The 13,144-nt window shown below is 58.2% G+C and carries 10 protein-coding genes and 1 pseudogene; 5 read left to right on the top strand and 6 right to left on the bottom strand.

The window, feature by feature from the left end:
- Nucleotides 1-8: 8 nt before the first annotated feature.
- Nucleotides 9-152: a PhoP/PhoQ regulator MgrB gene (mgrB, locus tag MKR05_RS06580; protein ID WP_002911375.1), complete on the bottom strand. Its 144-nt coding sequence runs from the start codon at nucleotides 150-152 to the stop codon at nucleotides 9-11.
- A gap of 159 nt (nucleotides 153-311) precedes the next feature.
- Between mgrB and MKR05_RS06575 the strand changes: the two genes are divergently transcribed.
- On the top strand, nucleotides 312-551 hold the full coding sequence (locus MKR05_RS06575) for a YobH family protein (RefSeq protein ID WP_023290223.1): 240 nt from the start codon (nucleotides 312-314) through the stop codon (nucleotides 549-551).
- 57 nt (nucleotides 552-608) lie between these two features.
- Here MKR05_RS06575 and kdgR read toward each other — a convergent pair whose 3' ends face one another.
- Complete coding sequence (gene kdgR / locus MKR05_RS06570) at nucleotides 609-1,400, bottom strand: DNA-binding transcriptional regulator KdgR (protein ID WP_004203369.1); 792 nt, start codon at nucleotides 1,398-1,400, stop codon at nucleotides 609-611.
- Nucleotides 1,401-1,577: 177 nt separating this feature from the next.
- Between kdgR and MKR05_RS06565 the strand changes: the two genes are divergently transcribed.
- A complete protein-coding gene (locus tag MKR05_RS06565) occupies nucleotides 1,578-2,948 on the top strand; it encodes an MFS transporter (protein ID WP_284118165.1) in 1,371 nt (456 codons plus the stop codon).
- 68 nt (nucleotides 2,949-3,016) lie between these two features.
- Here the strand turns inward: MKR05_RS06565 and htpX are convergent, their stop codons facing one another.
- The 4 genes and pseudogenes from htpX to MKR05_RS06545 all read right to left on the bottom strand — a co-directional run bounded on the left by htpX (nucleotide 3,017) and on the right by MKR05_RS06545 (nucleotide 7,477).
- Nucleotides 3,017-3,901, bottom strand: a complete 885-nt coding sequence (gene htpX, locus MKR05_RS06560; protein ID WP_023290225.1) for a protease HtpX — start codon at nucleotides 3,899-3,901, stop codon at nucleotides 3,017-3,019.
- 235 nt (nucleotides 3,902-4,136) lie between these two features.
- Nucleotides 4,137-6,185, bottom strand: coding sequence for a carboxy terminal-processing peptidase (gene prc, locus MKR05_RS06555; protein ID WP_032453364.1), 2,049 nt, complete (start codon nucleotides 6,183-6,185; stop codon nucleotides 4,137-4,139).
- A 19-nt stretch (nucleotides 6,186-6,204) separates the two neighbouring features.
- A complete protein-coding gene (proQ, locus tag MKR05_RS06550) occupies nucleotides 6,205-6,882 on the bottom strand; it encodes an RNA chaperone ProQ (protein WP_023290227.1) in 678 nt (225 codons plus the stop codon).
- Between the two features lie 81 nt (nucleotides 6,883-6,963).
- Nucleotides 6,964-7,477 (bottom strand): annotated as a pseudogene (locus MKR05_RS06545) (GAF domain-containing protein).
- A gap of 132 nt (nucleotides 7,478-7,609) precedes the next feature.
- On the opposite strand from MKR05_RS06545, the gene yebS reads away from it, so the two are divergent.
- From yebS to rsmF, 3 genes are all read left to right on the top strand, one after another.
- On the top strand, nucleotides 7,610-8,893 hold the full coding sequence (gene yebS, locus MKR05_RS06540) for a membrane integrity lipid transport subunit YebS (protein ID WP_032428915.1): 1,284 nt from the start codon (nucleotides 7,610-7,612) through the stop codon (nucleotides 8,891-8,893).
- Entirely contained in the window at nucleotides 8,862-11,495 is a 2,634-nt protein-coding gene (locus MKR05_RS06535) for a PqiB family protein (RefSeq protein ID WP_017900210.1), read from the top strand. Before yebS ends, MKR05_RS06535 begins: the two co-directional genes overlap by 32 nt.
- 129 nt (nucleotides 11,496-11,624) lie before the next feature.
- Nucleotides 11,625-13,055 carry a 16S rRNA (cytosine(1407)-C(5))-methyltransferase RsmF gene (gene rsmF / locus MKR05_RS06530; protein WP_131096027.1) on the top strand — a complete coding sequence of 477 codons (1,431 nt, stop codon included), beginning with the start codon at nucleotides 11,625-11,627 and terminating at the stop codon, nucleotides 13,053-13,055.
- Nucleotides 13,056-13,144 lie beyond the last annotated feature (89 nt).

Here is a 13,144-nt window from a genome sequence, read left to right as displayed (position 1 = left end):
AAAATGTCTTACCACGGGATAAATTTGTTGATAGTGCAAATGCCGCTGAAAAACTGAACATCCTGGTCGCACATTACGTTAAGCATCTGAGTCCACAGCAACAGGCAGCCTGCTATGATGACTATCAGTAAAACCCACCGTAATTTTTTCACTCCACTCTCCGCATCAGTACTTTATGTCGCCAGGATAACACGGCCTTCTTAAACCGCGGCTAACTGTAATACGAAAGGCAAGTTTAGGAATCATCGACTTGTTTCAAAACGTGTTCGTGTCAAAATCACGGCAAGGATCTTACAAATAATGAGGCATCAATGCGATTAATCATTCGTACTATTGTCGTAGTGGCTATCTTATGGATTGGCGTATTATTAAGCGGCTACGGGGTATTATTCCACAGTGAAGAAAACGTCGGCGGTCTCGGCCTGAAGTGTCAATACCTCACCGCCCGTGGGGTCAGTACCGCACTTTATGTGCATTCCAATAGCGGCGTGATCGGCGTCAGCAGCTGCCCGCTGCTGCGTAAAAGCGCAACCGTCGTCGATAACGGCTAAGATCGAACCGGCGACCGCGACGATAGCGCCGCGGTCGCCGAATGCTTCAGCGCCGGGTCAGAAGGGGTAGTCGTTATATCCCATCTGCTCAGAAATCTTGCGCGCCGCCTGGTGCAGCATCGCCACATATTCATGCAAACGTTCTTCAGAGAAACGTAAGGTCGGGAAAGAGATACTCAGCCCGGCGATGACCACGCCGAAACGGTCGAATACCGGTACCCCGATGCAGCGCAGCCCCTCTTCCTGCTCTTCGTTATCTTCGCCATACCCCTGCTCGCGAACGCCATCCAGCACCTTCAGCAACTCAGCGGTACTGGTGATGGTCCGCTCGGTGCTGCGTTTATACTCCACGCCGTCAAGGATCTGCTCCACTTCGCTGCGATCGCGCCACGCCAGCAGAACCTTGCCAATCGCGGTGCTGTACAGCGGGTTGCGACGGCCGATACGCGAGTACATCCGCAGGTTATACATTGAATCAATCTTGTGAATGTAAACAATACTGTCTTCATCCAGCGCGCCAAGATGGATAGTCTCTTTCGTCAGGCGGGAGAGTTCCCGCATCTGAATATCGGCGCTGCGCACCAGATCGACGTTCTGCAGCGCGCGCGCGCCCAGCTCGAACAGTTTGAGCGTGAGGGAGTATTTCTCAGACTCTCCCTCCTGCGCCACATAGCCCAGTGATTTCATGGTCTGTAAAAAGCGATAAACGGTGCTTTTCGACATCATGACGCGCTGGGACAGTTCGGTAATGCCAATTTCACGCTCTTCACCCAGCGCCTGCAGGATGCCGAAAACCTTCAATACCGAAGAGACAGAATCTGGCTGTTTATCCAAATCTGCACCTGCCATTTATCACCTCGTCGTAACTGTTTTATAAAATTTAGAACCGGTTTTTATTATAAATTCGCCGCCTCTGCGCCGCAATCATTCTTCTGCCACTTCGTTACAAATCTGCGACATACTGCGGAATAATCAATGCTAAACTCATCATTCAAAAAACCGTTTCATTCAAGACTTATATTCACCATGGATAAAAATTCATCCGATGGCGTGCCGCTGCCGCAACGCTATGGCGCCATTCTGACCATTGTGCTTGGGCTGACCATGGCCGTGCTCGACGGGGCTATCGCCAACGTCGCGCTGCCAACCATCGCCAGCGATCTTAACGCCTCGCCGGCGGCTTCAATCTGGATCGTTAACGCCTACCAAATCGCCATTGTTATCGCCCTGCTGCCGCTCTCTTTCCTCGGCGACATGGTCGGCTATCGCCGTATCTATAAGATAGGCCTGGTGGTGTTTATCTTTACCTCGCTGGCCTGCGCCCTGTCGCGCAGCCTCGAAATGCTGACCTTCGCCCGCGTCGCCCAGGGACTGGGCGGCGCCGCGCTGATGAGCGTAAACACGGCGTTGATCCGCTTGATTTATCCGCAGCGCTTTCTCGGTCGCGGCATGGGTATCAACTCCTTTGTCGTCGCCGTCTCTTCGGCGGCAGGCCCGACGATCGCCGCCACCATCCTCTCCCTCGCCTCATGGCAATGGCTGTTTTTAATTAACGTGCCTCTCGGCATCGTCGCCTTTGTCCTGGCCATGCGCTTTCTGCCGCCCAACAGCGCGCGCAGCAAAATCGTCCGCTTCGATTTGCCGAGCGCCATCATGAACGCGCTGACCTTCGGGCTGTTGATCACCGCCCTGAGCGGTTTCGCCCAGGGCCAGTCCACGCAGCTGGTGCTGGCGGAGGTCGCCGCTATGCTGGTGGTAGGCTTTTTCTTCGTTCGCCGTCAGCTCACGATGCCCGTCCCGCTGCTGCCGGTCGATCTGCTGCGCATCCCGCTCTTCTCCCTCTCAATCTGCACCTCCATCTGCTCCTTCTGCGCACAGATGCTGGCGATGGTCTCTCTGCCTTTCTTCCTGCAGACGATGATGGGGCGCAGCGAAGTGGAAACCGGCCTGCTGCTGACGCCGTGGCCGCTGACGACGATGGTGATGGCGCCGCTGGCCGGCTATTTAATCGAGAAATGCCATGCGGGGCTGCTGGGGGCCATTGGGCTGCTGGTTATGGCCTGCGGCCTGTTCGGTCTGGCGCTGCTTCCGGCGTCGCCCACCGATCTGGATATTATCTGGCGTATGGCGCTGTGCGGCGCCGGCTTCGGGCTGTTCCAGTCGCCCAACAACCACACCATTGTCGCCTCGGCGCCGAGCCATCGCAGCGGCGGCGCCAGCGGCATGCTGGGCACCGCTCGCCTGCTCGGCCAGAGCACCGGCGCCGCGCTGGTGGCCCTGCTGTTCAACCTGCTCGGCAACAGCGGCACCCACACCGCCCTGCTGCTGGCCGGCATCCTGGCGACCGTCGCGGCGCTGATTAGCGGTCTGCGCGTCACCCAGCCGCGCGCAGCCTGACGATGAAGGACAAAAAAAATCCGCAGCCTTCGGGCTGCGGATTTTTATTTTCAGCGTCAGATGACGGACTATTTCAGATATTCACCGCTACGCAGGGCTTCAATACGCTTGTCCAGCGGCGGGTGGGTCATAAACAGCTCGCTCATGGATTTCGCTTTACCATTAATGCAGAACGCCATCATGCTGCTGGCTTCCTGCGGCTCATAGCTGGTTTTCAGACGCTGCAGGGCGGCAATCATCTTCTCGCGGCCCACCAGGCGCGCCGAGCCGGCATCAGCATGGAACTCGCGATGACGAGAGAACCACATGGTGATAATGCTGGCCAGAATACCGAACACCAGCTCCAGCACCGTAGCGACGGCGAAGTAGATCAGCGGGTTGCCATTGCTGCTCTCGCCTTCATCTTCCCGGTTGCCGCCGAGGAAGCCGGCCGCAATCTGCGCGATAACGCGGGAGATAAAGATAACGAAGGTGTTTACCACCCCCTGGATCAGCGTCATGGTGACCATATCGCCATTGGCGATGTGGCTGATTTCATGGGCGATGACCGCTTCCGCTTCATCACGGCTCATGTTTTGCAACAGCCCGGTACTGACGGCGACCAGCGAGGCGTCGCGACGCGCGCCGGTAGCGAAGGCGTTGATGTCAGGGGCGTGATAGATAGCCACCTGCGGCATGGCAATGCCCGCCTGCTGCGCCTGCTGTGCAACGGTGTTCATCAGCCAGCGTTCCGTTTCGTTGCGCGGCTGCTCGATCACTTCCCCACCCACAGACTTCAGCGCCATCCATTTCGACATCATCAGCGAAACGATAGAACCACCGAAGCCGAACAGCAGGGCCATAATCAACAGACCGGTCATGCTGCTGGATTGGATCCCCGTGAGGCTTAACACCAGCCCGAACACGACCATCACTGCCAGGTTCGTCAGCAGGAAAAGCGCGATTCGCATCATAATTTTCTTTTTACCTCAATTTAACAAAACGCACTATGCGATTACCCACATCGTATGGGTCAGGCTGCAATTTTCAACCATCAGCCCCCGCTAAGTCACGATAAAAACACAACTTTACATTTTGTAGCATCTTGCTGACAGCGGTAGAGCAGGTTGACATTTTGTTAGATGAGCTGAATGGCGATGACCAGGCGCAAAAAAAAAACGGGCACCTCTCAGGGTGCCCGTTGGCGACTTATTGGCTGGCCGGCGGTTCCACCGCCGGGCGCGCTTTTTCGAGATGCGCCAGGTCTACCGCGATATGGACCGTTTCATCAAGATACGGATCCGGCTCCTGGTAATCCTTCGGCAGATCGTCCAGTTTTTTCAGCGGCGGTTTGCCTTCGCGTTTCAGGCGATCGTTAATCCGCGCCAGACGAATCGCATCATCCTCTTCGTTCTCTTTTTCACGCTGCGCGTAGTTCAGAGAGACGATGTTACGCTTGTCCTTCATCGCGTTATAACGGGCAATATCCTTCATGATGTACTGGAACTCAGGATCCTGGGCAATACGCTCGTCGTGGCGCTTGAGCAGTTCCGGTCCAAACGGGGCGAGGTCCCCGGACTTCACGTAGGTGGCCGCGTTGATGCTATCCCACGGCAGCGCGTTGTCTTCATACTGCTCGCCGGTTTCGCGATCTTCATTTCCGGTTGGCATCATGATATCCGGCGTTACGCCTTTGCGCTGAGTACTGCCGCCGTTAATGCGGTAGAACTTCTGGATGGTGTACTGAACGGAACCTAACGCCGGCCAATCCGGACGCAGCATCTGATCGTAGATACGATTCAACGAGCGATACTGCTGTACGGTACCTTTACCGAAGGTCGGCTCGCCAACGATCAGCGCGCGGCCATAATCCTGCATTGCGGCGGCAAAGATCTCAGACGCTGAGGCGCTAAAGCGGTCAACCAGCACCACCAGCGGCCCTTTGTAATAGACTACGCCATCGTTATCGCTGTCTTCGCGCACCTTGCCATTGTTATCCCGCACCTGCACCACCGGGCCGGACGGAATAAACAGCCCCGAGAGCGATACCGCTTCGGTCAGCGCCCCGCCGCCGTTGCTGCGCAGATCGATAACCACGCTGCTGACGTTCTGTTTTTCCAGCTTCTGCAGCTGCACTTTCACGTCATCGGTCAGGCCGACGTAAAAGCCCGGGATATCCAGCACGCCGACTTTTTCTTTACCGACGGTTTTCACCGACATCTTCACCGCGCGGTCTTCCAGACGGATGCGTTCGCGGGTCAGGGTGACGATACGCGTCTTGGCCCCTTTGCCGGCCGGCAGGATCTCAAGGCGAACCTTGCTGCCCTTCGGCCCTTTAATCAGCGCCACGACGTCATCCAGACGCCAGCCAATGACATCGACCATCGACTTCCCGGTCTGGCCGACGCCGACAATGCGGTCGCCGACGCTGATCGCTTTGCTCTTCGCAGCCGGACCACCCGCCACCAGCGAATTAATGACCGTGTAGTCATCATCCATCTGCAGCACAGCGCCGATCCCTTCGAGTGAGAGACTCATCTCGGTGTTGAACTGCTCGGTATTGCGCGGCGACAGATAGTTGGTGTGCGGGTCGATTTCGCGGGCGAAGGCGGTCATCGCCAGCGAGAAGACATCTTCGCTGTTGGTTTGCGCCAGACGACGGATAGCGAACTTATAGCGACGGGTTAAGGTGTCGCGGATCTCTTTATCGTCTTTCCCCGCCAGCTTCAGGCTTAACTGGTCAAATTTCACCTTGGCGTCCCACAGCTTGTTCAGCTCGGCCTCGTCTTTCGGCCACGGCGCTTTGGAGCGGTCAAGGTTGAAATTATCGTTGCCGGTAAAGTCCATCGGACGTTCCAGCACCTTCAGCGCATACTGATAGCGCTCGAAGCGGCGCTGCTGCGCCAGGTTGTAGAGGTCATAGAAGACGTCCAGTTTCCCGGTGCGCAGTTCGTCGCCGATTTGGTCTTTTTTCGCCGCGAACTTCGCCACATCGCTGGCCAGCAGCACATTATGGCTGTAATCCAGCAGGTTCAGATAACGGTCAAAAATCTTTGCCGAGAAGGCGTTGTCGAGATCGAACTGACGGTAGTGAGAGCGGGTAAAGCGCGATGTCACGCGCTCGCTCACCGTCGCGTGCTGCGGCTCTTCTTTCAGCACGGGGATTTGATCTGCACGGGTTATTTCATCAACAGCGAACGCATGGCCTGCTATTGCCAGCAGGCCCGCAAGCGCGGTGATTTTAAAAAATGTGTTCATGCCTGGCCCGGCCTCCGTTTCAGAACACCAGGTGTTCTGCGCGTACAATCATTGACATACCAGAAGTCAGCTGTACACGAACGCCATCTTTGGTGATTTCCACAACGGTGGCGTCCATTGCGTTATTGCCTGCTTTTACCTTCAGCGCCTGGCCGACGGTCAGAACGGAAACATCCGATACCGGAGTAAGACGCTCTTCACGCGGAGCTTTGGCTGCAACAGGACGCGGTTTACGCTGTTCAGCACCCTCTTTACGACGCGGCTGCTGAGGACGCGGTTTACGCTCGCGGCGAACGCCTTCATCCGGCTGGCCTGCAGCGGCAGCGGCTTCGCGTTTTTTCGCCTGCTGGGCAGCGCGCTGCGCCTGAACGCGAGCTTTCGCTTCTTCCAGCTGCTGACGCGCATGGGCAATGTGCTGCTCTTCCAGTTCGCCGCACGGGTTCCCGTCCAGGTCAACGCGGATAGCGCCGGCTTTTACGCCGTAGAGATAGCGCCAGCTCGAGGTATAGAGACGTAATGCAGCGCGAAGCTGGGTTTTGCTGAGATTCATCTCACCACCCACTCGCTCAACGAGATCCTGAAAAATTCCGATTTTCAGGGGGCGCGCTTCGCCTTCAGCGCTGAAGCACTGAGGGAAACGTTCGGCCAGAAAGGCGATAACTTCTTTACTGCTATTCAACTTAGGTTGATTTTCCATGAAATTTCCTGATTACAACGGACGTAGCCAACAAGCCGCAGGCATGAACAGGCGACATTATAATGACGTCCTCGCTAAATGCTACGTTATCCGTTGATTATCCCACGACACGGGTAAAGATTTTTTGATAATCAGTGGCCGCGATGAGTTTTTCCAGATGCTCGACCAGCGTGCGCAACCCCTGCTCATCTTCAGATGTGAAGCGGCCGTAAGCCGGACTGTCGATATCCAGCACGCCGATAATCTGGTCGTTCACGCGCAGGGGGAAGACAATTTCCGAATTACTGGCGGCATCGCAGGCGATGTGGCCGTCAAACGCGTGGACGTCCTCGACGCGCTGCACCTGGGCTTGCGTCACCGCCGCGCCGCATACGCCGCGCCCGACCGGGATCCGCACGCAGGCCAGTTTGCCCTGGAACGGCCCCAGCACCAGGGTATCGCCTTCCAGAAGATAGAAACCGGCCCAGTTGACCTCGCCCAGTCGTTCAAACAGCAGCGCGCTGGTATTGGCGATCATCGCCAGGAAACTGGTTTCACCTGCCATTAATGCCTGGAAATCGCGGTTCAAATCCGCGTAAAATTCTGTTTTGCTCATTATATCTTCACTTGGTTGTCTTACTGCCTGATACGTACAGCCTACTAAAATAAGCATTAAATGCGCTTGGGCTCAAGATGAATTCATTCATAGGTTAAGATAGTGGGATACATTCATTCCTGTACGTATTAAATGCCGATAAAAACATCCACCCTTAAGCCTGCGAATAAGATGGTCGTGCATGCCGTGAGCACACCGCTTCCCTATGCGCATTATCAGCGCTGTACGCAGTGTGACATGCTCTTTCGCTTACCGGTGCTTAAACGCAACCAAAGCGCCTGGTGTCCGCGCTGTAACGCGAAGGTGCGCGATGGCCGCGACTGGTCGTTGACCCGTCTGGGCAGCATGGCCCTGGCGATGCTGCTGTTAATGCCCTTTGCCTGGTCCGAACCCCTGCTGCGCCTTCACCTGCTGGGGGTTCGCATTGACGCCAACGTTCTGCATGGAATTTGGCAGATGACTGCGCAGGGCGATCCGCTTACCGCCGCGATGGTGCTGTTTTGCGCGGTGGTCGCCCCGGTGCTGCTGGTGGTTTCGATTAGCTATCTGTGGCTGGGCAACGTGCTGGGGATGAACCTGCGTCCGGTGCTGCTAATGCTCGGTAAGCTCAAGGAGTGGGTCATGCTGGATATCTATCTGGTGGGCATCGGCGTCGCCTCCATCAAGGTGCAGGATTACGCCTTTCTGCAGCCCGGCATCGGCCTCGTGGCATTTATCTCCCTGACGCTGCTGAGCATCCTGACGCTTATCCATATGAACGTCGAAGAGCTGTGGGAGCGATTCTATCCCGAACGGCCGGCGACCCGCGCCGATAACAATCTGCAGGTGTGCACCGGCTGCCACTACACCGGCTACCGCGACGCCCGCGGCCGCTGCCGGCGCTGCCACACGCCGCTGCACCATCGCCGACCGCAGAGCCTGCAGCGCAGCTGGGCGGCGCTGATTGCCTCGCTGATTTTGCTCTTACCGGCCAACCTGCTGCCGATCTCCATCATTTACGTTAACGGCGCGCGCCAGGAAGACACCATCCTCTCCGGGATCATCTCCCTCGCCAGCAGCAATATCGCCATCGCCGGCGTGGTGTTTATCGCCAGTATTTTGGTGCCATTCACCAAAGTTATAGTGTTATTTACCCTGCTGCTCAGCATACAATTCAAATGCGAGCAGGGGCTGCGCACCCGCATCCTGCTGCTGCGGCTGATAACCTGGATTGGCCGCTGGTCGATGCTGGATCTGTTTGTTATCTCACTCACCATGTCGCTAATCAATCGCGATCAGCTCCTCGCCTTTACGATGGGGCCGGCCGCGGTTTACTTCGGTGGCGCGGTAATTTTAACTATTCTTGCAGTTGAATGGCTGGACAGCCGCTTACTTTGGGACGCACATGAGTCAGGAAACGCCCGCTTCGCAGACTGAAGCCAGAATAAAAACCAAACGTCGTATCTCGCCATTCTGGCTGCTGCCGGTCATCGCGCTGCTGATTGCCGCCTGGCTCATCTGGACCAGTTTTGACGACCGTGGATCGACGATTACTATCGATTTCCAGTCTGCTAACGGCATCGTGCCGGGGCGGACGCCTATCCGCTATCAGGGGGTGGAGGTCGGTACCGTCCAGGACATTAGTCTCAGTAAAGACCTGAGTAAAATTGAAGTTTCCGCCAGCATCAAACGCGATATGAAAGAGGCGCTGCGCAAAGATACGCAGTTCTGGCTGGTGACGCCGAAAGCCTCTCTGGCCGGCGTGTCAGGACTGGATGCCCTGGTGGGCGGGAACTACATCGGCATGATGCCGGGCAAGGGCGAACCCGAAGATCACTTCGTCGCCCTCGACACTCAGCCCAAATACCGCATCAACAACGGCGAGCTGATGATCCACCTGCAGGCGCCCGACCTTGGCTCTCTGAGCAGCGGCTCGCTGGTCTACTTCCGTAAGATCCCGGTCGGGCGGGTGTATGACTTCACGCTGAATGACAATAACCAGGGGGTCACCATTGATGTGCTGATCGAGCGCCGGTTTACCAACCTGGTGAAAAAAGGCAGCCGTTTCTGGAACGTCTCCGGGATCAAAGCCGACGTCGGCCTGAGCGGGGCCAAAGTGCAGCTGGAGAACCTTTCCGCGCTGGTGAACGGCGCCATCGCCTTTGACTCCCCTGCCGATTCGCAGGTCGCGTCGCAAAACGATGACTATCATCTGTACGAAGACCTGGCGCACAGTCAGCGCGGGGTGGTGGTGACCCTCGACCTGCCGGACGGCGACGGCCTGAAAGCGGGCTCGACGCCGCTGATGTATCAGGGGCTGGAAGTGGGCCAGTTAAGCAAACTGAATCTTAACCCTGGCGGCAAAGTCACGGGCGAGATGACCGTCGACCCGAGCGTGGTGACCCTGCTGCGGGAGAAAACGCTGATTCAGATGAAGAAGCCGAAGATCTCCCTTGATAACCCCAGCGTCAGCGCCCTGCTCACCGGCAATACCTTTGAGCTGGTGCCCGGCGAAGGCGAACCGCGTAATCACTTCTCCGTCATGCCAGCGGATAAAGCGCTGCTGGAGGAGCCCAATGTCGCCACCGTCACCCTTTCGGCGCCGGAGAGCTACGGGATCGACGGCGGCCAGCCGCTGGTGCTGCACGGGGTGAAAGTCGGCCAGGTGCTGGAGCGCAAGCTGACGGCCAAAGGGGTGACCTTCCAGGTGGCGATTGCCCCGGAATACCGCGATCTGATTCGCGGCGACAGCAAGTTTGTGGTGAACAGTCGTCTGGACGTCAAAGTGGGGCTCGATGGCGTGCAGGTGCTGGGCGCCAGCGCCAGCGAATGGGTGAACGGCGGGATCCGGGTGATCCCGGGTGAAAAAGGCGAAATGCAGAGCAGCTATCCGCTGTATGCCAACCTCGAAAAGGCGCAGGAAAACAGCCTGAGCGAAGTGCCGACCACCACCCTGAGCCTCTCCGCTGAGACGCTGCCTGACGTTCAGGCTGGCTCGGTGGTGCTGTATCGTAAATTCGCCGTCGGCGAGATCATCGCCGTCAAACCGCGCAAAGACGCTTTCGATATTGATCTGCATATCAAGCCGGAGTACCGCTACCTGCTGACCAACAACAGCGTCTTCTGGGCGGAAGGGGGTGCGAAGGTCAAACTTGACGGCAACGGGCTCACCGTTCAGGCCTCGCCGCTGGCCCGCGCCATTAAAGGAGCGATCAGTTTCGATAACCTCAACGGCAGCAGCGCCAACGCGCGGCTGAATAATAAACGCATCCTTTACGCTTCTGAAACGGCGGCGCGCGCCGTGGGCGGCCAGATCACCCTGCACGCGTTCGACGCCGGGAAGATGGCGGCCGGGATGCCGATTCGCTATCTCGGCATTGATATCGGTCAGATCCAGTCCCTGGAGCTGATCACCGCCAAAAACGAGGTGCAGGCGAAAGCCGTGCTTTACCCGGAATACGTCGGCACGTTTGCCCGCGCCGGGACTCGCTTCTCGGTGATCACCCCGCAGATCTCCGCGGCAGGCGTGGAGCATCTCGACACCCTGTTCCAGTCCTATATTAACGTTGAGCCCGGACGCGGCCCGGCGCGTCGCGACTTTGAGATCCAGGATACGACGATCAGCGACTCGCGCTATATCGACGGTCTGAATATCGTGGTGGAAGCGCCGGAGGCCGGATCGCTTGGCATCGGTACGCCGGTGCTGTTCCGCGGTCTGGAAGTCGGGACGGTGACCGGTCTGTCGCTGGGATCGATGTCTGACCGGGTCATGGTTAAGATGCGCATCAGCAAGCGCTACCAGTACCTGGTGCGCAATAACTCGGTGTTCTGGCTGGCCTCAGGTTACAGCCTCGACTTCGGCCTGGTTGGCGGCGTGGTGAAAACCGGGACCTTCAATCAGTTTATCCGCGGCGGGATCGCCTTTGCCACGCCGCCGGGTACGCCGCTGGCGCCCAAGGCCCAGGACGGCAAGCACTTCCTGCTGCTGGAGAGCGAGCCGAAAGAGTGGCGGGAGTGGGGCACCGCCCTGCCGCAGTAATCCTTACCTCCCCTTCTCCCGCCCCGGCAAACGCCGGCGGCGGGCAGACGACAAACCGCACGCCCCGGTGTCCTGCACCGGGGCGTTTGTGCTAAACTGCGCACCCTTTTTTTCTGTGGTGCGCTGCCCGTGGCCGAAAATACTGTCTATTTACCTGAAGCGTTTCTCGCTCAAATGCGCGCGGCGATGCCGGCGCACCTCTCTTTCGACGACTTTATCGCCGCCTGTCAGCGCCCGCTACGCCGTAGTATTCGCGTCAATACGCTGAAAATTAGCGTCGATGATTTCCTCTCTCTGGTCGCGCCCTATGGCTGGCAGCTGACGCCGGTCCCCTGGTGTGAGGAGGGATTCTGGATCGAGCGGGACGACGATGCGCTGCCGCTGGGCAGCACCGCCGAACACCTCAGCGGGCTGTTCTATATTCAGGAAGCAAGCTCAATGCTGCCGGTCGCCGCCCTGTTCGCCGACAACCCGCAGCCTGAACGGGTCATGGACGTTGCCGCCGCCCCGGGGTCGAAAACCACCCAGATCGCCGCCCGGATGGGCAATGCGGGCGGCATCCTGGCGAATGAGTTCTCCGCCAGCCGGGTGAAAGTGCTGCATGCCAACATCAGCCGCTGCGGCATCAGCAACGTCGGCCTGACCCATTTCGACGGGCGGGTGTTCGGCGCGGCATTGCCCGAAGCCTTCGACGCCATTCTGCTTGATGCCCCCTGCTCCGGCGAAGGGGTGGTACGCAAAGATGCCGACGCGCTGAAGAACTGGTCGCCGGAGAGCAACCTCGACATCGCCGCCACCCAGCGCGAGCTTATCGACAGCGCTTTCCATACCCTGCGCCCTGGCGGGACGCTGGTCTATTCGACCTGCACCCTGAACCGCGAAGAAAATCAGTCAGTCATACACTGGCTGCTGTCCCGTTACCCGCAGGCGGTAGAGATCCAGCCGCTGGGAGCGCTGTTTCCCGGCGCGGCCGATGCCTTAACCGCGGAGGGATTTCTGCATGTCTTCCCGCAGATCTACGATTGTGAAGGCTTCTTTGTCGCTCGCCTGCGCAAGACTGCGGCGATCGATCCGCTCCCGGCGCCGGGCTATAAGGTCGGCAAGTTCCCGTTTGTGCCGCTGAAGGGCCGGGAAGCCGCCGCGGCGACCGCCGCCGCCCGCGCTGTCGGCCTGGAATGGGACGCGAGCCACACGCTGTGGCAACGAGATAAAGAGCTGTGGCTGTTTCCGCAGTCTATGGAGCCTCTGTTTGGTCGGGTGCGGTTTTCGCGCATTGGCGTGCGCCTGGCGGAGCTGCACAATAAGGGTTATCGCTGGCAGCATGAGGCGGTTATTGCCTTTGCCGCGCCGCAGCGCGCCTTCGAGCTGACGCTGGAGGAGGCGGAAGCGTGGTATCGCGGACGCGACGTCTATCCGCAAACCCCGCCAGCGCAGGACGAAGCCATTGTGACCTTCCAGGGCGTGCCGCTGGGCCTGGCCAAGCGCGTCGGCTCCCGTCTGAAGAACAGTTATCCGCGCGAGCTGGTACGCGATGGGAAACTTTTTGCCGGCAAGGTGTGACACCGCGCAAAAAATACGCACTTTTTGACTGGCGGTTTTCCCCCCATTGACTACGCTGAAAAATGACGGCCGCAACTGGTCGTACCACA

This window comes from Klebsiella sp. K5-204 (genome assembly GCF_030128585.1).
In the GTDB taxonomy this organism is placed as follows: domain Bacteria; phylum Pseudomonadota; class Gammaproteobacteria; order Enterobacterales; family Enterobacteriaceae; genus Klebsiella; species Klebsiella quasipneumoniae.
This window is presented reverse-complemented; position numbering and strand designations above follow the sequence as displayed.